Origin of the sequence: Flavobacterium sp. BFFFF1, from assembly GCF_002256285.1 — a bacterium.
Taxonomy (GTDB): domain Bacteria; phylum Bacteroidota; class Bacteroidia; order Flavobacteriales; family Flavobacteriaceae; genus Flavobacterium.
In genome coordinates this window covers 26,638-46,461 of the sequence record NZ_NKJE01000023.1, presented here as the reverse complement: position 1 = coordinate 46,461, position 19,824 = coordinate 26,638, and the positions used below count along the sequence as shown (strand labels likewise).

General features: G+C 44.1%; 25 protein-coding genes. 5 read left to right on the top strand and 20 right to left on the bottom strand.

Features of this window, described 5'->3' with window-relative positions; translation table 11 throughout:
- Positions 1-339: carboxyl transferase domain-containing protein (locus tag CFE23_RS13175; protein WP_291088768.1), on the bottom strand; the 339-nt coding region annotated here is incomplete at its 3' end.
- 172 nt (positions 340-511) lie between these two features.
- On the opposite strand from CFE23_RS13175, the gene CFE23_RS13170 reads away from it, so the two are divergent.
- Entirely contained in the window at positions 512-1,156 is a 645-nt protein-coding gene (locus tag CFE23_RS13170; RefSeq protein WP_291088766.1) for a DUF47 family protein, read from the top strand.
- 18 nt (positions 1,157-1,174) lie between these two features.
- Positions 1,175-2,452 carry an inorganic phosphate transporter gene (locus CFE23_RS13165; RefSeq protein WP_291088764.1) on the top strand — a complete coding sequence of 426 codons (1,278 nt, stop codon included), beginning with the start codon at positions 1,175-1,177 and terminating at the stop codon, positions 2,450-2,452.
- Between the two features lie 108 nt (positions 2,453-2,560).
- On the opposite strand, the gene lpxD is transcribed toward CFE23_RS13165, so the two are convergent.
- The 10 genes from lpxD to CFE23_RS13115 all read right to left on the bottom strand — a co-directional run bounded on the left by lpxD (position 2,561) and on the right by CFE23_RS13115 (position 11,877).
- Positions 2,561-3,559: a UDP-3-O-(3-hydroxymyristoyl)glucosamine N-acyltransferase gene (gene lpxD, locus CFE23_RS13160; protein WP_291088762.1), complete on the bottom strand. Its 999-nt coding sequence runs from the start codon at positions 3,557-3,559 to the stop codon at positions 2,561-2,563.
- A 93-nt stretch (positions 3,560-3,652) separates the two neighbouring features.
- Positions 3,653-4,216, bottom strand: a complete 564-nt coding sequence (locus CFE23_RS13155; RefSeq protein WP_291088760.1) for a DUF1697 domain-containing protein — start codon at positions 4,214-4,216, stop codon at positions 3,653-3,655.
- Positions 4,216-5,055 carry an endonuclease/exonuclease/phosphatase family protein gene (locus CFE23_RS13150; protein WP_291088758.1) on the bottom strand — a complete coding sequence of 280 codons (840 nt, stop codon included), beginning with the start codon at positions 5,053-5,055 and terminating at the stop codon, positions 4,216-4,218. Before CFE23_RS13150 ends, CFE23_RS13155 begins: the two co-directional genes overlap by 1 nt.
- Before the next feature lie 21 nt (positions 5,056-5,076).
- Complete coding sequence (locus CFE23_RS13145) at positions 5,077-5,790, bottom strand: energy transducer TonB (RefSeq protein WP_291088756.1); 714 nt, start codon at positions 5,788-5,790, stop codon at positions 5,077-5,079.
- Between the two features lie 128 nt (positions 5,791-5,918).
- Positions 5,919-6,608: a VIT family protein gene (locus CFE23_RS13140; protein WP_291088754.1), complete on the bottom strand. Its 690-nt coding sequence runs from the start codon at positions 6,606-6,608 to the stop codon at positions 5,919-5,921.
- Between the two features lie 106 nt (positions 6,609-6,714).
- The gene (locus CFE23_RS13135; protein ID WP_291088771.1) at positions 6,715-8,265 is read right to left on the bottom strand and encodes an SDR family oxidoreductase; all 1,551 of its coding nucleotides are present in this window, start codon (positions 8,263-8,265) and stop codon (positions 6,715-6,717) included.
- A 228-nt stretch (positions 8,266-8,493) separates the two neighbouring features.
- Positions 8,494-9,495: a transporter gene (locus CFE23_RS13130; RefSeq protein ID WP_363331608.1), complete on the bottom strand. Its 1,002-nt coding sequence runs from the start codon at positions 9,493-9,495 to the stop codon at positions 8,494-8,496.
- 5 nt (positions 9,496-9,500) lie between these two features.
- The gene (locus CFE23_RS13125; protein ID WP_291088752.1) at positions 9,501-10,544 is read right to left on the bottom strand and encodes a cytochrome c peroxidase; all 1,044 of its coding nucleotides are present in this window, start codon (positions 10,542-10,544) and stop codon (positions 9,501-9,503) included.
- Between the two features lie 62 nt (positions 10,545-10,606).
- The gene (locus CFE23_RS13120; protein ID WP_291088750.1) at positions 10,607-11,410 is read right to left on the bottom strand and encodes an MbnP family protein; all 804 of its coding nucleotides are present in this window, start codon (positions 11,408-11,410) and stop codon (positions 10,607-10,609) included.
- 101 nt (positions 11,411-11,511) lie between these two features.
- The gene (locus tag CFE23_RS13115; RefSeq protein ID WP_291088748.1) at positions 11,512-11,877 is read right to left on the bottom strand and encodes a hypothetical protein; all 366 of its coding nucleotides are present in this window, start codon (positions 11,875-11,877) and stop codon (positions 11,512-11,514) included.
- Between the two features lie 203 nt (positions 11,878-12,080).
- Here CFE23_RS13115 and CFE23_RS13110 point away from each other — a divergent pair, with 203 nt between their 5' ends.
- The 3 genes from CFE23_RS13110 to CFE23_RS13100 all read left to right on the top strand — a co-directional run bounded on the left by CFE23_RS13110 (position 12,081) and on the right by CFE23_RS13100 (position 15,253).
- Positions 12,081-12,782, top strand: coding sequence for an MbnP family protein (locus tag CFE23_RS13110; protein ID WP_291088746.1), 702 nt, complete (start codon positions 12,081-12,083; stop codon positions 12,780-12,782).
- Positions 12,779-13,804, top strand: a complete 1,026-nt coding sequence (locus tag CFE23_RS13105; RefSeq protein ID WP_291088744.1) for a cytochrome c peroxidase — start codon at positions 12,779-12,781, stop codon at positions 13,802-13,804. The genes CFE23_RS13110 and CFE23_RS13105 overlap by 4 nt, the downstream gene beginning before the upstream one ends.
- 102 nt (positions 13,805-13,906) lie before the next feature.
- Entirely contained in the window at positions 13,907-15,253 is a 1,347-nt protein-coding gene (locus CFE23_RS13100) for a YHYH protein (protein WP_291088741.1), read from the top strand.
- A 382-nt stretch (positions 15,254-15,635) separates the two neighbouring features.
- Here the strand turns inward: CFE23_RS13100 and CFE23_RS13095 are convergent, their stop codons facing one another.
- From CFE23_RS13095 to CFE23_RS13055, 9 genes are all read right to left on the bottom strand, one after another.
- Complete coding sequence (locus CFE23_RS13095) at positions 15,636-16,214, bottom strand: hypothetical protein (RefSeq protein WP_291088739.1); 579 nt, start codon at positions 16,212-16,214, stop codon at positions 15,636-15,638.
- A 420-nt stretch (positions 16,215-16,634) separates the two neighbouring features.
- Positions 16,635-16,826: a DUF2892 domain-containing protein gene (locus CFE23_RS13090; protein WP_291088737.1), complete on the bottom strand. Its 192-nt coding sequence runs from the start codon at positions 16,824-16,826 to the stop codon at positions 16,635-16,637.
- A gap of 3 nt (positions 16,827-16,829) precedes the next feature.
- Positions 16,830-17,225 (bottom strand): hypothetical protein, encoded by a 396-nt coding sequence (locus CFE23_RS13085; RefSeq protein ID WP_291088735.1) that lies wholly within the window; start codon positions 17,223-17,225, stop codon positions 16,830-16,832.
- 239 nt (positions 17,226-17,464) lie between these two features.
- Entirely contained in the window at positions 17,465-17,641 is a 177-nt protein-coding gene (locus CFE23_RS13080) for a hypothetical protein (RefSeq protein WP_291088733.1), read from the bottom strand.
- Positions 17,642-17,818: 177 nt separating this feature from the next.
- Positions 17,819-18,148 (bottom strand): thioredoxin, encoded by a 330-nt coding sequence (trxA, locus tag CFE23_RS13075; protein WP_291088731.1) that lies wholly within the window; start codon positions 18,146-18,148, stop codon positions 17,819-17,821.
- Positions 18,141-18,992, bottom strand: coding sequence for a methyltransferase domain-containing protein (locus CFE23_RS13070; protein ID WP_291088729.1), 852 nt, complete (start codon positions 18,990-18,992; stop codon positions 18,141-18,143). The genes trxA and CFE23_RS13070 overlap by 8 nt, the downstream gene beginning before the upstream one ends.
- Positions 18,993-19,035: 43 nt before the next feature.
- Positions 19,036-19,290 (bottom strand): heavy metal-associated domain-containing protein, encoded by a 255-nt coding sequence (locus CFE23_RS13065; protein ID WP_291088728.1) that lies wholly within the window; start codon positions 19,288-19,290, stop codon positions 19,036-19,038.
- Positions 19,290-19,496, bottom strand: a complete 207-nt coding sequence (locus tag CFE23_RS13060; RefSeq protein WP_291088727.1) for a DUF2892 domain-containing protein — start codon at positions 19,494-19,496, stop codon at positions 19,290-19,292. The genes CFE23_RS13065 and CFE23_RS13060 overlap by 1 nt, the downstream gene beginning before the upstream one ends.
- 10 nt (positions 19,497-19,506) lie before the next feature.
- The gene (locus CFE23_RS13055; protein ID WP_291088726.1) at positions 19,507-19,776 is read right to left on the bottom strand and encodes a rhodanese-like domain-containing protein; all 270 of its coding nucleotides are present in this window, start codon (positions 19,774-19,776) and stop codon (positions 19,507-19,509) included.
- Positions 19,777-19,824 lie beyond the last annotated feature (48 nt).

The following is a 19,824-nucleotide window of genomic DNA, read 5'->3' as shown; positions in this document are numbered from 1 at the left end:
GGTAATCGGAAACCAGGCCCCGGCTTTTACTGTCGCATCATTCGCTACGACAATACACTGTTTTCCTTTAATGTAGCCGATTTTGACCACCACACCACCCGATGGGCAGCCTCCATGCTCAGCATACATGCCGTCACCTGTAAATGCACCGATTTCAATGCTTTTAGCTTTCTCGTCCAGCAGGTAATCGATGCGTTCCCGCGCCGTCATTTTTCCTTCGGCGTGAAGTTTCGCAATCCTTTTTTCGCCGCCGCCCAGTTTTACCTTAGCAAGTTTTTGCTTTAATTCAGACAATAATAGCCTGTTGTGATCTTCATTTTTGTTGAAGTTGATATCCATCGGTGTTGTATGAGTTTGTTATTATTTTGCGGAAGCTAAATTACGAAAACGTTTGATTCCTGAAAGTAATCAGTAAAAGGTATCCAAATTAACATTCTGTTAAAGTCATAATATTGACTTAACATTAGCTTAACATTACAGGAATACATTTGCGGCGTAATTTAACATCATTATGACTGTAAATAATTTCTTCCAGTTCCTGGTCCCGAAAGATAAAAAATTCTTTCCGTTATTTGAGCAAGCAACGGCTAACATGATCCTAATGGCAAGCACACTGCATGAAGTGGTTAACATGCAGCCATCAGAAAGGCATGAGCATTTCCTGAAAATTGAGGAAATGGAGCAGGCCGGAGAAGAGATCACGCGCAAAATTAACCTGGAATTGAGTAAGAACTTTATTACTCCTTTTGACAGGGAAGATATTTACGCACTGACAAAGGCCATTGATAATATTTCGGGCAATATCTACGGAGCGTCAAGCAGGATGCGTTTATACCACATCGAGAAAATTACAAAATCAATCCGTAAACTGACGGAGATCAACCTCGAGGCCTGCCAAAATATTGACCTCGCGGTGAAGGAATTAAAAGACCTTAAAAAAATTAAAAGGATTACTGACGCCTGCGCACGCATCAACAAGCTGGAAAATAAATCGGATACGGTTTACGATAAAGCCGTTGCCGATTTGTTCGAAAACGAGAATGATGCCAAAAACATTATCAAATACAAAGAGGTACTTTCCGTGCTCGAGTCTGCTGCAGACAGATGTAAAAGCGCATCCAATGTATTGGAATCTATTGCTGTAAAACATTCATAAGGACTCACTCCGAAAAATATGACGTTATTAATCATCATTATCGTTTTAGCCCTTATATTCGATTATATCAATGGTTTCCACGATGCCGCCAATGCAATTGCTACGGTTGTGGCTACAAAGGTCCTTACACCTTTCCAGGCTGTAATCTGGGCAGCTTTCTTTAATTTTCTGGCCTATTGGGTTTTTGGATTTGGAGTAGCTGATACGGTGGCGAAGACGGCGCACACGATGGAAATCAACCTCACCGTGATCCTCGCCGGCGTCATTGCGGCAATTATCTGGAATTTATTTACATGGTGGCAGGGAATCCCTTCCAGCTCGTCGCATACGCTAATCGGTGGTTTTGCCGGTGCTGCCATTGCTCACGCTGGCTTTGGCGTCGTTTCCTGGTACAAGGAAGGAAAAGACGGCGGATTACCGTCTGGGGTACTCATTATCATCGCATTTATCGTATTGGCGCCTTTACTTGGAGCCTTGGTATCGTACTTAATTTCGCTATGGCTGTTGCATTCCTACAAGAAAAGGGCATTGCCAAAATTATTCACCATCGGACTGATGGCGCTAACCGTTTGGTTTGTAGAAAGTCAGATTAAATATTACGACAAAATTGAAAAGCCGAGATTTGATTCACATTTCTGGAGTGTGGCGCTTGAGCAGCACAATATTAAGTGGTTCCTGATTGCATTCATTATACTTTCCGTAAGCACTTTCTGCCTGTTGTTCAGCAGATTGAACCACAACCAATCCGAGTATTGGCTGAAGAAAGTGCAATTACTGTCTTCCGCCGCCTTCAGTCTTGGCCATGGTGGAAATGATTCCCAGAAAGTGATGGGTATTATCGCAGCAGCAGTTGCGGTATATGTACATACAAACACAGGAACGACAGTGATGCCCGACTGGCTCAATGTGATCCTTCCCGATGAAAATGGCGATGGGGCACGCATGCCTGAATGGATTCCGTTAGCCTGTTATACTGCTATTGCAGCGGGTACATTGAGTGGTGGATGGAAAATTGTAAAGACAATGGGTTCCAAAATTACCAAAGTGACCTCGTTTGAAGGTGTTGCAGCGGAAACTGCCGGCGCATTGACATTATATTTCACAGAGCACCTTAAAATCCCTGTAAGTACGACGCACACTATTACAGGTTCGATCATTGGTGTCGGATTGACTAAAAGGATTTCTGCCGTGCGGTGGGGAGTAACCGTAAGCCTCGTGTGGGCATGGATTTTAACCATCCCGATTTCAGCGATACTGGCAGCGATTGTATATTACGCGCTGAGTGTTTTTATTTAAGTTTCAAAGTAGCAGCGTAGCAAAGCTTCTGCTGTTTGACCATAAAAAAAAGTCCCAAATTATTGGGACTTTTTTAATTTATATGATGCGCGCTCTGTAACGTCGCTACTATTTCGAAGAATCCCGAACCAGCCTTTTCAATATAGCCCACTGTTTTAATGCGTCGCGCGCCTCAACAGCTGGATACCCCAGCATTACCTTGCCAGCTTCTATGTCGCAGGTAACCCCTGATCCGGCTCCTACCGTCGCGCCATTTCCAATCGTGACGTGGTCCTTAATGGAAGCACTGCCGCCAATAATAACCCCATCGCCTAAAGTTACCGATCCTGCCAGGCCACTGTTTCCGGCCATAATGCAGAACCTACCCAATTTACTATTGTGCCCAATCTGCACCAGGTTATCAATCTTACAGCCATCTCCAACAATGGTAGAGCTGAATTTGCCACGGTCGACACATGAATTGGCGCCTATCTCCACACCGTTTCCTATAATGACATTCCCAATCTGCGGAATCTTCACCAGGCCTTTTTCAGCACAGGGCCTGAAACCAAATCCATCCGCGCCGATAGTGGCGTTTGGGTGGATAATCGTATGATGTCCGATCTGGCATCTTTCCCGAATCACCGTACCGGACCAGATCGTCGTGTGATTGCCAATTGTACATTCGTCTAAAATAGTCGTGTTTGGATAAATCGTGGTGTAATCGCCAATGGAAACATTCTTGCCGATGTAGCAACCCGCGCCAATCCTTGTGGATTTTCCAATGGTCACCGAAGCATGTACCACCGCACTAGGATCGATATCGACATCAAAGTCGGGCAGGGGTGGCGCAAACAGTTCCAATACCTGTGACATCGCCAAATCGGCATTGCCCACTTTGATAAAAGCCCTGTTCTCACCGGGTTCAATGGAGATGTCCTGATTGACCACGGCCACAGACGCTTTTGAAGTCGCCCACAACCGTTCGTATTTTTTGCTGCCAATGAACGTGATTTCAGATACAGACGCGGCTTCAAGTTGTTCCGGACCGGTAACCTGCAGGTCAGTACGCCCCACAAGCTCACCTTTTAAGAGGTCGTTGATTTCATTGACATTGAAAGTTTTCATTGGCTTTATTTGTTTAATAAAATCAAATAAAGCCTTTTAATGCCATTTTACCAAATTTGAGTCGCTGATTTATGATTTTAACAAATTATTCAACTAATGGTGACTATAATAAGCATTATCCTCAACAATCTCAACGAGTTTGTGTATCGTTTTCCAATTCCGTGAAGTGGCTTTCACTTTAAGCCTGCTTTCGATAACCGCATTTGTAAGTTTTGTCTTCCCAGCGCCGTTTTTAAAAGTCAGGTAAATGAATTTCTCCGCAACCACCAGTTTATCATGTCCAAAATCGATGCCTGCAAGCAGGGTAATATTTTCAATTGTGGGCTGCTCGGACAGGAACGCGACATAGGGTTGTGCGGGATCGGCAATCATTGCCATATTAATCGGATTGTTCGCTACGACAAATGCAAGTGATTTAGGGGTTATTACGATGACTGTGACATCAAAACCGAATTGTTCCTGAATTAAGGCAGCGATATTCGATTCCAGTGTTGGTATATCTGTTTGGCCACTCTGGAAAATAACATTCCCACTTTGGATGTATGTTTGTATACGCTGAAATTCCAAAGTCTCAAGCGCTTTTCGCAATAATTCCATCTTGATAAGCCTTTGCCCGCTAACATTAATCCCCCGCAGCAGGGCAACATAAACCTGCATTACTTTTTCAAAGTGAGTTCGATGTACACGGGAAGGTGGTCAGACGGGTATTTGCAGTCCTTTGAATCGCTGAGCACCGCGTACTTGTTGACCGCAATATCATCCTTACTGGTAAAAATATAATCAATCAGCAGGGTGACGGGTTTGTTGAATTCAAAGTTATTGAACGTACCCGTTGGCCCAAATGGGAGTTCTTCACTAATGACTTTGGAATCGTTCATCCACGAAGACAGGAAGTTGTAAGCAGTACTCTTAATCTCGCTATTGAAATCTCCTGTGAGGATTACCGGAACATTTTCCGTATTAATGGCGTTTATTTTCGAAATGATCATTTTCGCACTTTTGGACCTGGCGACTTCGCCCACGTGGTCAAAGTGGGTGTTGAAAACATAAAAACGCTGCTTGGTCCTGATGTTCTCAAATAAGCCATAAGTGCAGATGCGCTCAAACATCGCATCCCATCCTTTCGAGACTTTCTCCGGTGTTTCAGACAGCCAGAACGTGGATTGTTTCAACACCTTAAACTTTAGAGCGTTGTAAAAAATAGCACTGAATTCTCCCTGGTTCGCTGAATCGTCGCGTCCCCGTCCGATATAACTATAGTGTGTCATAATGCTGTCAATATACTTTAACTGGTGCATCTTTCCTTCCTGTGTACCGAAGAAATCCGGTCCGTAAAACTGGATTTGCCTGCACAGGAATTCTTTTCGCAGTTCCCAGCGGTTTTCACCGTCGGCGGGATTATCAAACCGCAGGTTGTAAGTCATTACCTTCAGATTCTGGCCAAAGGCCGTAACGGTAAACAAGAGTAAAAGGACGGTTTTTTGTAAGGTATTCATTTTATGTTTATTGGATTTGGTTTATTCGTCTGCAATTTTGATCGGGAGCGAAAATATGGCGCGTACTGGTTTGCCTTCCTGCATCCCCGGACTCCATTTCGGCATACTTTCCACCACCCTGATGGCTTCTTTATCGAGCCGTCGGCTTACGCCTTTTTTCACGGTCACCTCAGTCACAGTTCCATCTTTTTCCACTACAAACGTAACAATGATGGAACCGGTTGCGGTACCTTTTACGTGAAAATTATGGGCTACAAAAGCATAAGCTTCTTTGATACCGCCAGGATACTCCGGCATTTTCTCCCGAGGAAAGAAAGCTACTTCATTTCCGGATTCATCGTAGCTTTTGCCCACCACAAGCTGTCCATTGGAAAACGTTTCCTCGCGTTTCAAACGACCACCCGGCCAAAATGTTTTAGACTCGCCGTGGCGCGTTCCATCGCGATAATGGATAAACCACTCGACACTGCCGTCCGGATTGAACAATTGTGTCTTCCCATCAGGAACCCGTGTTTCCGATAGCAGCGAAACTTCACTGATCAGCACATCACCATCAGTTTTATACAAGCGCTTGATCTTGTGTATGGAATCGGGTAATCGCGTTTCCATTTGGTACTGTTCTGAGACCATATCTCCGGTAAGTTCTCCCTTGTTGTTCACATAAGTCTTCTGCTGGGCCGAAACCGACAGCACTGTAAAAAGTAAGGTAGAAACAGAAAGTAAAATCGTTTTCATGTTTGGGTAATTGGTTTCCAAAATTAGCTTTTTAAATACCATTCCCAAAAAATGTATCCGGAAAATGCACATCCAGTTCGAAACAATGTTTAAGCAGACAGCGGTTTTAAAGGTATTGTTTTACGGCGCTAACTTACCCTCACTTCAAAAAGGTATCCTACCAGAGCAGACATTGCCATCGCAAAGGTTCCCCAAATGCAGATGCGCATCACTGACCTGAATACGAGCGATCCGCCTGCCTTCGCGGCAAACGTACCCGAAACCGCAAGAAATAAGATCGAAAACCCGTACTGGAGCACAATCATTTGCTTCATCGGGGCGAATAAGGATAGGAGGAGCGGCAAAAGTCCGCCGGCGATAAACGAGATCCCGGAAGCAATAGCTGCCTGAAACGGCTTCGCCTGGGTGATTTCATTGATTCCCAGCTCATCGCGGGCATGCGCTTCGAGTGCATTATGCGCTGTCAGCTGTTTCGCGACAGCAATCGCCAGTGTTTTGTCCAACCCCCGTTTCTCGTAAATCATCGCCAACTCCTGAAGTTCACTTTCAGGGAAGTTTTCGAGTTCATCCTGTTCCCGAAGTAAATCTGCGGTTTCAATATCGGATTGTGAGCTCACAGAAACGTATTCTCCCGCAGCCATCGACAGCGCACCAGCAACGACACCGGCCAAAGTGGCCAGGATAATGGGTTCCCTTGTGGTACTGGCGGCAGCAACGCCGATAGCGAGACTGGTGGTGGATAGGATGCCGTCATTGGCACCGAGTACTGCCGCCCGAAGCCAGCCGCTTCTGTTGATGTAATGCTTTTCTATTTCCATGGTCAGCAGGTTGCGTTTTAATTTTTCGTGAAGTTAACAAAAACCACCGCAAGGAAATCATTCGGTTGAAATCTTTAGCAGAAATTAAGTGTTGTAAGAGGAAACATTACCACGATATCGGCCTGTAATCTTTCAAAAACTTTCCAGACCAGTGTTTTCCTGTATTGATCCCATCAAATAAAGGATCCATAACCCGTGCTGCACCGTCCACAATGTCCAGCGGCGGTTGGAAATCTTCTTCTTCCTGCTTCCTTTTTGCCAGTTCTGCCGGGTCTTCGTCCGTAACCCAGCCTGTATCCACAGCGTTCATGAAAATGCCATCTTTCGCTAACGTACCCGCTGCCGTATGCGTGAGCATGTTCAGTGCCGCCTTAGCCATATTCGTATGAGGATGCCGGTCGTCCTTATAGCCGTAATAGAATTTTCCTTCCATCGCCGATACATTGATAATGTGTTTCTTCCCGGTATGGTCTTTCTTCATCACTTCGGACAGCCTGTTGCACAGCACGAATGGCGCTACGGAATTCACCAATTGCACTTCAATCATTTCAGTAGTTTCAACCTGTCCAAGTTTCAGTCGCCAGCTGTTCGTCTTCCGCAAATCAACCTGTTGCAGATCCGCATCCAGCTGCCCTTCCGGAAATACTTCTTTAGCCACCAGGCCCTGGTCAAAAGAGTAGGGGATCTGAGACAACCTTGCTGAAGCACGCAGCCCGATGCCTGGTTCCGGTCCATGCCAGGTGACGGGCATGTTTTGTTGGTTGCCCGCGCCGACTGTCAATACGGCGAGCTCTTCCAGGCAACCTGCGTGGTCGGCCAATAAATCCTGCACATTTTGTGTTAACGATTTTATTGGCCTATCTTCATTTTGCATCAAGTGCGCGTAAAACCCTGCCGGACGGCGCACTGTCTGCGCAGCATTGTTGATCAGTATGTCGAGTCGGCCATATTTTTGTTCAATGAAATTGCAGAAAATCTCTACGCTGGGGATATGTCGCAAATCCAGGCCATGGATCTTCAGCCGGTCTCCCCAAATGGGAAAATCCTCCTCTCTTGCAAACCGCAACGCCGAATCCACCGGAAAGCGCGTCGTGGCAATGACCGTCGCACCGCCGCGCAACAGCATCAGCGTGATATGGTATCCGATTTTGAGGCGCGAACCCGTAACCACCGCAACCTGTCCGTTGACATCGGCGGTTTGGAAACGTTTGGCATAATTAAAGTCCCCGCAATCTGTGCACATCGTATCGTAAAAGTGGTGTAGCTTCGTAAACGGTGTTTTGCACACGTAACAGTTTCGCGGAGTTTCCAGTTCTGGTTGTTCCTTGTGTGAAAGATCGGCGGCGGCCAATAACTTCGGAGCCACAAAAACCGCAGCTTCACGCGCTGTCCTGATTCCAGTCACTTTACGTGCGGTCTTGTCCTTTTTTTCCATTTTCCGTTTCAGTGCCGACTTCCCATCCTTTTTTCTTCTGGCAAGCTCCTCTCGGTCAGGCCTTGAGAATTGTCCTGCCGCTTTGATAAGTGCAGTGCGCTGGTCTTTTGGAATGTCAAAGATCTGGTCGGTATCGGAGTTCAACTGTGTCAGCAGTGCAATACATTTCGCTATTTCTTCCGGGGTTATTGCTGTGGTGTTATTTATTCCGTCGTCAGTCATCATTAAAAAGGAGGTTTTCAGAGGACGTAAAGATAGTTTTTAATGCTTCAAACACAATGAAGCACAAAATCGTTAGCATAGTTTTTCGTGTAGGTCTTCGAAATTGGCAATTAAAAGTTTCCCATGGTTAAAAAACACAAAGCCTTCGGATGATCGCAGGCTTTTTTAGTGCAGCCGACAGGCAACTTCAACAATCATAAGAAAGATTGTATTTGCTGTTTACTTTGGCTATAATGAATAATTGAGGTTTACGCCCCATCTATAATTTGCCTTGACATTCCCACCGGTGAGGTTTTGGTGGATCGGCTGCATCAGGTTCAGACCTATCGAAAGCTTGTTACTTCCTACTTCAATGCCATATTTACCGAAAATGACGTCACCCGATGTGTTTGCCAGCGCCTGGCCGTATTGCGTGTTTCCTTCATACCGTTCGCCAGCGATCCCTGCCTGTGGCGCAATCCTGACCTTTCCACGGTTCAGGAGGTAAAATAACATGCTCCCGTAATTGAGCTGGTTACCGAACTGGTAATTTTTTTGATTCTCCGTTTTAACGGAATAGTTTACCATTGAATTCAGCCCGAGCTGTTTTCGCTTGATGACGTACTCCGCAACAATAAGGTAGTCCCAGCTTCCGGTACCGACCTGGAAACTGGGGTTTACACTTCCCAGATTGTTGGCACTGCTGTATTTTCCAGTAGGCGCTTTTACGCCACCGCCAAGCTGGAGTTTGTGGGAATAGGTAACGCTGTGTTTCATCGTCTGGATTATGGCATACATTGCCATGACCGTGATGTCGCCCAATCCTTCAATATTTTCTGTTCCGGTGGAAAGCGCGCGGTTGTGAAAGTGGTAAGGAATCAACGCAGATACCTGGATCCTTTTGGTGATCGGAGCGCGTGACCAGATTTGGATCGTATTGAAATGCTCGTCTACCCAGGGCGAATTCGCAAAAATACCGTCACGGCTGGAGTAGTTTTGGTAGAAATAACGCACACCCACAAAATTGTTGTTCAACATCGAGCTGAAACCCATGCTGCCGCCACTTGCAGAGCATCCGCAGGCATCACATTTTCCTTTGGCTGAGCCGAAATTCAGTCGCTTGAGTTCCATTGGATAAAATCGGGAATACGCCACGGAGTCTCTTTTCGCAAGTGAATCTTTCAAAGGGAATGCCAATCCCGGAGTACTAATCAAAAGTATCAGCAGTAATGCATGTATTTTATATTTCATATTTTTTAAAATTCTGAAAACCGCGTATCTGTGAGGAACTGGTTATCGGTTAATGTTTTTAAAAAGGCAATGAGTTGTTGTTTCTCATTTGCAGTTAACGGAATCCCGATGGCCCCGCCTTGTTTCAAAACTGGGTCGAGGGTCGCCGAATCGGTTACCCCGGACGCATAGTGATTAAGTACCGTTTCCAGTGTCCCAAACCTGCCGTCGTGCATGTATGGTGCGGATTTCTCCACATTCCTTAAACTGGGTACTTTAAATTTGTATAGGTCTGCGGGTTGTAGCGTCACCCGGTACCTTCCCACATCATTGACCAACGGATTAATGGCCAGGCCGTTGTTCCTGAAGGAATCGTCAGTCATTAGGTCTGTGGCATGGCAAGCCGAACATTTCGCGGTAAACAGCGAGTATCCAGCGAGTTCTTGCGGCGTCAGGGTGCCGCCGGGTTCATTTCGCCTGTACTTGTCAAATTTCGAATTCGACGAAGTTATTGCGACCATGAACTGTGCCAATGCTTTCAACATGTTTTCTGAATTTATGGCACCATCCCGAAAGGCCTGCTTGTATAGCGTCCTGTACGAGACGTCTCCATTCATCATGGCCACAATCTGATTCAGGTCGCCATTCATTTCAATCGGGCTGGTTAAAGGAATCACCGGTTGTAGATCCAGGTGTGTCGTTGCACCGTCCCACATGAATGCCTTTTGGTAGGCGAGGTTTTGGATGGATGGTGCATTCCGTGTACCTGACTGGTTGTCAACGCCATGGCTGACGGTATGCCCGTGGTGGGTAAATGCATATTCCTGTACATGGCAAAAGGCACAGGACACGAGGCCGTCAGACGAAAGCCGCCCGTCATAAAACAGCTTTTTTCCCAATTCAAAACCTTTCTGCGTCGGTGGGTTCAGTGCAATATCATACGCCATCGCAGGAAAATTGGAAGGCACTGCTACGTCGATTGGTACGTTAACGTATTCGCTATCGTCCTCCTGATTAGAACATGCCAGTATCAACGGCAGCAAAAGCCAAAGAAAATATTTTATTTTCATGGTATGTCTTATTTATAAAGCCACTGTCCCGTTTTTATTTCGGGACAGCTGCTCTATAATGTTTAGTCGTTGTGGACGTGTGCTACCGTAAACATGTTGTTTAGATTTGCGGTGATTAATGGCAGGTTTGCACCGCCCATGATCATCGCGCCCATTCCCATATCGTTGTTGTCAGACAACTTGACTTTATGGGTTCCATCAATAATTTTTGAAACATCGGCGATGACGTGAATCTCTGGTGTGATTGTGGTCCTGACCAGTGCTTTTGAGGGAAGGTCCAGCGTGACTTCTGTATAATTATAGTCGGTGCCGGTTTGCCCCGTGTGAACCATGAACGGCGTTTCAGTGGTGACAGATGCCGAAGTAAACGTTCCTTCGAACGCTAAAAACTTATATCCAGCGGACCAGCTCCACAGCATATCGGCGGCCTGTGCCTGCGCGAGGAAGTCGCCCTGTCCTGATGCTCCAAGGTTGAATTGCTCCTGGTCAACACCAATACCAAATTTAATCTTTACGTAGTCACCCGCAGGAATGTCAGTGAGTTCGAGTACATGGCTGTTTTCATCAGCTTCGCTGACGATAAAATAGCTTTGGCTTTTAGGGTAAGTAAACGTAGTGCCATCTTCTTTGGTCAGGACAACATTGCTTACAATGTAACGTACACTGTTGATGTGCAACAGCTCTCCCTCGGAGGTGCTGTTTGACTGCGTATTCAGGATCAGGTCGTTGCCTCCGAACGCGTTGTCGAATTCAACGCCCAAATTACCTGTCCCTGAAACCACAGGAGCGTCAGCGTCATCGTTGCAGGAAGTCATAGAACATGTGATCGCCAATAAGGCGAGGCCGTATTTTAGTATATTTTTCATCGTTTATAGGATTCTTAAATTTTTAATAAGTAAAAGCATACCGCAGTCATCAAATGATTCAAATCAAGTGATGGCGGGTGCAAACGGGTTGCCAATAAAATTTAAGCGGTGATGATGGGTGGGTGAAACACTGAAAAGTGGATGGGATTGTGGTAAAGATCGCTATAGCCTGCGTTCAATGAAGCCTTGAAGGGATTTGCGATGAAAAGGACATCATAATTTGCAAGCGCTGAAAAAAACAAATCGGAAGTTTCAATAACTGGGGTGTGTTTTTTATCCGAAGAAGCAGGCTTTTCTGTTTCGGCTGCCGCTGCCAGTTTTTTCATCAGATAACATTTTCCGTTGCAATGCATCTCGGGTTTGGCTTTGTTGACGCAAAGTTTCGTGCTGATGTAATCATAATTAATCACATATTCAAAAACCGGGACAATCGGCTTGATGAGTATTGTAAAACAGATTATGAACACCAGATTTTTCACGTTGCAAAATTAAGAAAACAGGCATTGATTCTCGCAGTTTCCGGGGATTTTTATGTGGCTGTCATTGCGATTTCTATAGTAATAAGAAAAACAGGAAGTTATCCGCATGAAAAGCGTAAAATTTGCGTCTAATAGATTGAAATGATGCTGGAGGCCTATCTTCGCATCATTAGAATTACTATATTATTTTTATGAACGTCAAAGTACTACTGTATGTATTTCTCGGGATTTTCGGTTATCAGTCACTGGCCGCGCAGACAGCAGCGGACACTATTGTCCTGAAATGCGATATCCGGTTTGGCGAAAAGCCGTTGGCGCTGCATCAGCATTATGTTTCCCGAAATGATACGCTGCAGTTCACGATGCTGAAGTTCTACTTGTCCGCACTTGAGTTTACATTTGCCGACGGAACCATTTTCAAAGAAAAAGACAGCTATCATTTAATCGATATTGAAAATAGCCAATCACTGCAAATCGTCGTTCCTTCAAAAGACAATAGCCCAATTTCGACGATACGGTTTGCCGTTGGTGTTGATGGCGGTGCCAATGAATCAGGGGCCAACGGCGGTGATCTGGACTTACAGAACGGCATGTATTGGGCCTGGCAAAGTGGGTATATCAATTTTAAAATGGAAGGTAAAAGCAACAGCTGCAAAACACGGAATAGTGAGTTCCAGTTTCACATTGGGGGATACCAACAGCCGTTCAATGCCTTCCGGACGATTGAACTTCCGGCATTAACGTCAAAAGATCCCAGTAAAATCGACTTGATAATCAATTTGGCGAAGCTGTTTGATAATATCGCACTGGCTAAAATCAATTCGGTGATGGTGCCGGGTAAAAACGCAATGGCGATTGCCGATATGTTCAAAGAAGTATTTTCGATAGAATGAAACACAGTACATTTTATATTGCAATCGTTTCTGTTGTTTCAATCGCATTGATAGGATTTGCCTGTTGGCATAACACGCCGCTTTATTTTGAAGTGCCAAAGTCGTTTCCGAAACCCGTTTACGATTTTCAAAAAAATCCTTTGACCGAAGAAGGATTTCAATTGGGGCGAAACCTGTTCTATGATCCGATTTTATCCAAAGACAATACCATTTCCTGCGCCAGCTGCCATTTACAGCAAACCGGCTTTGCGCATGTAGATCATCAGTTAAGCCATGGAATTGATGGCAAAATTGGCACGCGGAACGCACTGACGATTCAGAACCTGGCTTGGGCTAAAAATTTTATGTGGGATGGTGGTGTTAACCATCTTGAAGTGCAGCCTGTCAACCCGATCACGAATGCATCGGAGATGAACGAAACCCTCGCTAATGTGGTTGTTAAATTGCAACAATCCGAGAAATACAGGGCGTTGTTTGAAGCCGCTTTCGGTCCGCAAAAGATTACTGGGCAATTGACGTTGAAAGCGCTGGCGCAATTTGTAGTGATGTTAAAGACATCCAATTCGAAATATGATCATGTCATAAACGGGACTGAAAAGTTCACGGATGTGGAGCAGAAGGGGTATGCACTGTTTCGCCAGAATTGTGCTTCCTGCCACCAGGAGCCGTTGTTTACGAATGATAAATTTGAGAACAATGGTTTAACCCCTGATTCCACGTTAAATGACATCGGACGGATGAGAATCACACAAAAATCAGCGGATTACCTGAAGTTTAAAGTACCGACGCTGAGGAATATTCAATTCACCTTCCCATATATGCATGATGGACGTTTTAAGACCCTAAATGAAGTGGTTAACCACTATAATTCGGGTGTTTTGCAGCAGAAAACGCTGTCAGCAAAATTAAAAAAGCCGTTGCATCTGTCAGATAACGAAAGGACCGAAATCGTAGCCTTTTTAAAGACGTTAACCGATCGTGAATTCCTGTTTAACCCGGCATTGGGCTATCCCAGGAATTAAATTGAAGGATTAGCGCAAGAATAATTAGGTTACATCGTCTAACCATTACAATAAAGCATACGGGTATATTTTTTAAATTATTGAACTCAAAACAAATTGAATATGAAGAAAAAAATTACGTTCATGGCATTTCTTATTTGCGGATTCATAAACGCACAAACTGATCCGATCATTACAAGCTGGCTGCAGAATACCACAGGTATCACTGGCAGGCATTACGTAGCAGGTAATTCTACTCCAATTGTAGACAATGTCCAGGCGAATGTACAGTCGGTTCGGTATAATGCCACTTATGTATATGTTTCCGCTACGGGTATTCCGGCTTACATCACCGGACCCTTTCAGGATGGAAATCCGTCTTTGGCTACTGCGCAAAATAAAATTTTCCGGTTTCCGCTGTCGCCCACTCAAAATACGGGTACTCCTACAGCCACGTCAGGCGGAAACATTGGAATATTTAAGAATGGCGTAGCGCTATTTGATTATCGTGATGGCGTGGCATGGAACAATACCTCACAAAGTTTATGCGGCGGACCAGGAAATTCCCCTTGCCCTGGGGGCCCCAATGCTACCCAGGCATGGAACAGAGATGCAATTCCTGCGGAAAGGGCAGGCTTTGATTGTGCTAAAGCGCACCCTGCGATGGGCAACTACCACCACCATCAAAACCCCAGTGCCTTCAATCTGGACTTGGTTGTCACGTCGAACGTTTGTGATTTGTATCCTTCAGATGGGTTATATGTTATCAATGCCTCAGAACATTCTCCGCTGCTGGGTTTCGCTTACGATGGTTTTCCTATTTATGGGGCATATGCTTACACCAATACAAACGGTACCGGAGCAATAGCGCGGATGAAATCGGGTTACCAGCTAAAAGTTCAAACTACCAGGACAAATGGGCCCTCGGTAAATCAAGTAATTGGGACACAAACTATTTTCAACGGTTATTTCAGGGAGGATTATGAATATGTTGCACACCCATCCGATCCGACCTATCTCGATGCGCATAACGGGCGGTTTTGTATCACACCAGAATATCCGAATGGAATATACTGCTATTTTACAACGGTAGATGAAAACCATAAGTCGGCTTACCCGTATGTTGTAGGGCCTACATTCTATGGCAATGTCACCGCGACTACGGTCACCAGCGTTCCATCAGGGACTACGACTTACCTCGGAAATGACCAGTTTGATTTTAATAATGCTAAAATAACAATATATCCAAACCCGGCCGCCGACTTCATTGCTGTACAAACCCAGGCTACTGAAACGGATCTAAACGTTGCACTCATTGACGAATTGGGAAAAGTGATCAAATCTGCAAAAATCCTGCAGGGGAGTACCTTGTCGATTATTGAAACCGACTCGGTTTACAATGGCATCTACTTTGTGAAAATTACCAGCGGACAGGATTCAAAAACGTATAAGGTTGTTATCAGTAAATAGTTTGCGCTAAAGAAACGATGTTACCAGTCACGAATTTACAGTGGCTGCTCCATTAAAAAAGCCGAAACGCAAGTTTCGGCTTTTGTGTGCAATGCTGGTTAGATTTACTGCGCTAACCCTGTATAAGATCTGTAATAAGAAAGTGTATTCAAAGGGTTTCGATTTCGCATCTGTATCAAATCGCCAATATTTTAAATTCAATCAATGTAAGGGCACGTATTTTAAAGCTTATCGTGCAACGCAATTGCACAGAAGTTGAACTAGTCACTAATGATTTCGGGCGTTGATTATTTCATAAACGGGAATCAGCAGTAGTGATTTTCACCGTTTTAAGGGAGAATATTTTGACTAAGTTCATTATGTTCCCGGAGATGGGTACAATTTATTTTAGATCATTTTTTACTTTCTCGGCGGTACTTTTACACGGTAGATAAATTTGAAAGCCAAATGCCAAGTTCAGATTACCCTGATAAGGCGTACTTCCCAATCCAACAAGGCTATTGTATTTTAGCAGCACTTCCAGACCGACATTGGGTGTAATAAAGTAGGCAAACCCGGGACCGGCACTAATGTTCAGTCCATTGGTATTGTCGGCATCGCTTACATTTACACCACCGAAGCCGGCTGTAAGCTCTCCAAAAAAGCGACTGTGTTTTACGATTTCGACTTCTTTCCCTAAATAGTAGCGGCCTAAAACTCCTAATCCATAGTTGGTAGTAGTTCCCGAGTTTTTTGCAGTTTCAATGCCAAAATCAATGTAGCCACCCAATGCAAGATTATCTTTGATAAACCATGCGACTTTTGGCGTGATTTCCGCACTGAGAATCTTGGGATCATTAAGCCCTAAATTAATGTTGGCTAAATTGCCTCCGATTAACATGTTGCCCTTTTGGATTTGTGCACTTGTGCTGAATGACGCCGCGATGACTGCAACCGCCAGTAAAATGTAATTATTTTTCATTATTTTAAATTTTAGCTTTATTGTTTAATACTGAGACAAAGGTGTGCCATGTTGGAGTTTTTTCAAGTGATGGATATCATTAGGTATAGTGACAGGTGTTACTCTAAAAAGTCTTATAAAAAAAAACTTCCCAAAAACTCCGCGGAATTTTGGGAAGTAATTACTGCTTGTTTTTCAATTGTTTAGAGTTAATCGCCAGGAATTTTGGGTAACTGGGGCTGTCATTTGAGGCATAACCACCAAACTTAATTGCAGCCCGCAAAAGTTATTCAATGTCATTTTTGGAATTTTGTTGATTGTGTTATCAGGTTACCTTTTTTATAAAAACAGGAATGTTACCGTTCAGTAAATCCTTTCGCTTCCCCGGCTTTATTTCCAGCGGAAAGCACCAGAATTGACAACACTAAAAAAATGTTTTCATCAGAACTGGTCTTTGATGCCTATTTTTTTCAGAATATCCTCCATAAGGCACCATTTGGTAAATGCCGATTGCAGGAGGTTGGCTCCGAAAAAAGCGGTAAACCACAGCCAATTTTGGCTTACATATATAGCAAGCAAGATGCTGATGAGGATAAAGCTTCCGGCGATTGCCCGTATGATCCGACTAATCATAATTTAGATTGTTATATTGGTGAATTGCTCGATGTTTACCATTGCGACATGAATGTGGGATGTAGTATCCTGCAACTTGTTGAACGCTGCTGCAAGATTAAAAAGGGTTTCCACATTTTCGGGTATGGCGAATGCATAGAAAAGTATGGATTCGGTTTCGTTGTTTTCCGCGGCGAACCAATTGCTTTCGATTGATTCGCGGCCGGTGTCGCTGACACCCGTAATTTTTGATTTTGCCGCCTGCCTGCCGTAGAACCCGTCAAGGTTAATCAGCGGTTGCAATATTTCGAATTTTGTAGCAAAATTTTGCGTTTTATATGGTGACCAAATGCCGGGCATTCCTTTCGGGAATTCGGGTGGTGTTGCCACTTCGATGGTTGGTCCATTTTCCTGGATCAATTCGGGTGAACACAGCGTGCCTTTGCGGTCTGCTGTCCAATTTACATCTACTTCATAAAAATGCGCTTCCCTATTATTTTGTTTTTTCTACAAATATTATTGTTAGATAACCAAATCCTGATAAAGGTACTTTATGGAACTGCCTTTAAATGTGATATTTATCACCCAGGCCGTTAATTCTTTGCAAAAAAAAAATGCCCGGTTACCCGAACATCTTTTTTAAAAACCAATCTATAAAATTATGATTTTTTAGCGCAACATCCCGCTTTCTTATCTTTAGTGCAGGCTTTCTTTTCCGCTTCCGAACAGGTCTTTTCTGTCTTTGCCTTTTTCTTTTGTTTTGGTTTTTCCTGCGCGTTTGCGCTAACTGAGAACAGGAAGGCACCCAGTGCCATCATTGCAATTGCTTTTTTCATTTGTTTAAATTTATAATTATTATTCATCCTTATTTTTAGGGTTCTTTTTTTGAAATTCAAGCTTGTATATCAACCAGCTAAAACCGATTACCAAATGCAGGATGATAATGCCAAAAAATATTTTATCCATTTTGAAAAATTTTATGATCAAGTTTGAAGATGGCCAGCCAATTGGTTTCAGCGTGGCTTATTAGGAAGTTCGGGCCAAGTACTTTTTTCAAGAATTGTCCTGATTATCTCTTCCTTTGAAAGCACACCCGACTGTCGCCAAAGCTGCTTGCCGTTTTGAAACAGCATCATCGTAGGCACTCCCTTAACACGATAATGCGCTGCTGCCTCCTGATTTTTATCGACATCGATTTTGATGATCGATACCCTATCACCCAGACTATCCTTTACCTCCTTTAGGATTGGACCCAGCATCTGGCAAGGGCCACACCACGTGGCAAAAAAATCTACCAACACCGGGATTTCCGAGTTGATTATGGTTTCGAATTTATCATTCATATTCGCTTGTTTCTATTGGTTCGATTTGATACTTTTTGTCGTAGGAAATTGTGTCCTTCAATACGTCGATTGCTACCGGCGCAACACTCACTAACAACATTTGCGTGAAGTCCAGACTGATGCTGCAATTCAGTACACCATCAATCGAGCGCATTTTCTCGGTTATTGTTTTGCTGCAGCCCTTGCATGTCACTCCGCTAATCCGATATAGGGCGACCGTACTTTTGTCATTTTTCTTCATTTCGAAAAACAATTCCATTCCGGCACGCTTTTCAACGGAGTTTGGGCAAATACCCATTTGCGTAATCATAAAAGTATCTGTAAAAAGATCTTCGTATTCCGGTTTGCTTCCTCCGAATGGCGGCCCGTCTTCAAAATTGCGGTTGAATAGCAAACCCGCCAAGGTTCCTTCTGTTTTTAACAGCCGGTGCATCTGAAATACATAACGCTGCCTGAGTTGAGGTGGCAACGCACAAAAAAAGGTTTGCTCAATGATAAGGTCATACTTGCTTTTGTGGTCGAAGAAATCGCCGAGGATAATAGTGATTGCTTTTTCAGAAGCAAATTTGTTCTGGAGTTTGGCAACCAGCAGCGGCGCAATGTCAATTATGGTGATATTGGTAAATCCTTTTTCAAGAAGGTATTCGGCTTCGTAAGCGTTGCCACAACCGGGAATCAGGATGCTGAGGTCTTTTGATGGCAAACTGTTGATGTAATTCTTGATTGCGGGGGATGCAACACCCAAATCCCAACCGACAGTATTGGCGGCGTATTGCTGGTTCCAATAATTTTCGTCAATGGGTTTGTCGCAAGACACGACGCAACATTTTTCTTCTTCTTCCATGTTTAGCGTAATTTGGATTGCCATTAGGGTATTAAGCTGCCTGCTAATTTAGTTTTCCGATGGCACAACTAAGGTACGATTTTGCTTTGCAAAAAACAGTGTTATTTCCTTTTTCCGGATAGCCTATTTCTGCCAGTTTTTCCACAATCTGCTGCCTGTCGGCGTCACCAACGATTACTATGATGTTATTATCCACATTGACTTTTACGGATTCAACCTTTTGTAATTTCAGCAGTGCTTTTTCGATACTGTTGGCACAGCCACCGCATTTAAGGTTTTCGACTTCAATCTGGTGCATTATCGTTTAATTTTGTAGGTATTGATATTTAAAATCGCATAGAGCGGGCAAAAACTGATTAACGAAGTCGCGACAAAAATTACTGCGACGATGCCCAGAATGATTGCCAGTGTACCGCTGATCACACCTGTGAAATACAATATTGCAATCAGCACCGCAACAATGATGCGGATGGTTTTGTCTGTAGTACCCATATTTTTTTTCATGGCTGTTTCTTTATTTGTTAATGAAACTGTTTACTGACTGCCAGGTGCCGCCGTTGGTGACATTGGTGAAGCCATTTCTTTCGAGTGTGCTTTTTGCCTGACTGCTCCTCATACCGCTGCGGCAAAATACCACGATATGTTTTTTGTCCTTAAATTTGGCTAATTGGCTTTGCACCTGATCGACCGGTATGTTCACCGAGCCGTTGACATGGCCTTCAGCAAATTCGGCAGCAGAGCGTACGTCGACGAGAAAAGCGCCGTCGTTAATTAAGTTTTCCATTACTGAATTATCCTTTTTTGAAAAGATGTTTTTTAATATTTCGAACAT

Coding starts and splice junctions, on each gene's coding strand:
- CFE23_RS13080 (WP_291088733.1), bottom strand. CDS start 17,641: ATGAAAAAAGCAATTGCAATGATGGCACTGGGTGCCTTCCTGTTCTCA.
- CFE23_RS13055 (WP_291088726.1), bottom strand. CDS start 19,776: ATGGAAAACTTAATTAACGACGGCGCTTTTCTCGTCGACGTACGCTCT.
- CFE23_RS13095 (WP_291088739.1), bottom strand. CDS start 16,214: ATGAAAAATAATTACATTTTACTGGCGGTTGCAGTCATCGCGGCGTCA.
- CFE23_RS13165 (WP_291088764.1), top strand. CDS start 1,175: ATGACGTTATTAATCATCATTATCGTTTTAGCCCTTATATTCGATTAT.
- CFE23_RS13135 (WP_291088771.1), bottom strand. CDS start 8,265: ATGACTGACGACGGAATAAATAACACCACAGCAATAACCCCGGAAGAA.
- CFE23_RS13125 (WP_291088752.1), bottom strand. CDS start 10,544: ATGAAAATAAAATATTTTCTTTGGCTTTTGCTGCCGTTGATACTGGCA.
- CFE23_RS13170 (WP_291088766.1), top strand. CDS start 512: ATGACTGTAAATAATTTCTTCCAGTTCCTGGTCCCGAAAGATAAAAAA.
- CFE23_RS13145 (WP_291088756.1), bottom strand. CDS start 5,790: ATGAAAACGATTTTACTTTCTGTTTCTACCTTACTTTTTACAGTGCTG.
- CFE23_RS13100 (WP_291088741.1), top strand. CDS start 13,907: ATGAAGAAAAAAATTACGTTCATGGCATTTCTTATTTGCGGATTCATA.
- CFE23_RS13130 (WP_363331608.1), bottom strand. CDS start 9,495: ATGAAATATAAAATACATGCATTACTGCTGATACTTTTGATTAGTACT.
- CFE23_RS13140 (WP_291088754.1), bottom strand. CDS start 6,608: ATGGAAATAGAAAAGCATTACATCAACAGAAGCGGCTGGCTTCGGGCG.
- CFE23_RS13120 (WP_291088750.1), bottom strand. CDS start 11,410: ATGAAAAATATACTAAAATACGGCCTCGCCTTATTGGCGATCACATGT.
- CFE23_RS13070 (WP_291088729.1), bottom strand. CDS start 18,992: ATGGAAGAAGAAGAAAAATGTTGCGTCGTGTCTTGCGACAAACCCATT.
- CFE23_RS13110 (WP_291088746.1), top strand. CDS start 12,081: ATGAACGTCAAAGTACTACTGTATGTATTTCTCGGGATTTTCGGTTAT.
- CFE23_RS13060 (WP_291088727.1), bottom strand. CDS start 19,496: ATGAAAAAAAATATGGGTACTACAGACAAAACCATCCGCATCATTGTT.
- trxA (WP_291088731.1), bottom strand. CDS start 18,148: ATGAATGATAAATTCGAAACCATAATCAACTCGGAAATCCCGGTGTTG.
- CFE23_RS13155 (WP_291088760.1), bottom strand. CDS start 4,216: ATGCAGGTTTATGTTGCCCTGCTGCGGGGGATTAATGTTAGCGGGCAA.
- CFE23_RS13105 (WP_291088744.1), top strand. CDS start 12,779: ATGAAACACAGTACATTTTATATTGCAATCGTTTCTGTTGTTTCAATC.
- CFE23_RS13090 (WP_291088737.1), bottom strand. CDS start 16,826: ATGATTAGTCGGATCATACGGGCAATCGCCGGAAGCTTTATCCTCATC.
- CFE23_RS13065 (WP_291088728.1), bottom strand. CDS start 19,290: ATGCACCAGATTGAAGTCGAAAACCTTAAATGCGGTGGCTGTGCCAAC.
- CFE23_RS13150 (WP_291088758.1), bottom strand. CDS start 5,055: ATGAATACCTTACAAAAAACCGTCCTTTTACTCTTGTTTACCGTTACG.
- lpxD (WP_291088762.1), bottom strand. CDS start 3,559: ATGAAAACTTTCAATGTCAATGAAATCAACGACCTCTTAAAAGGTGAG.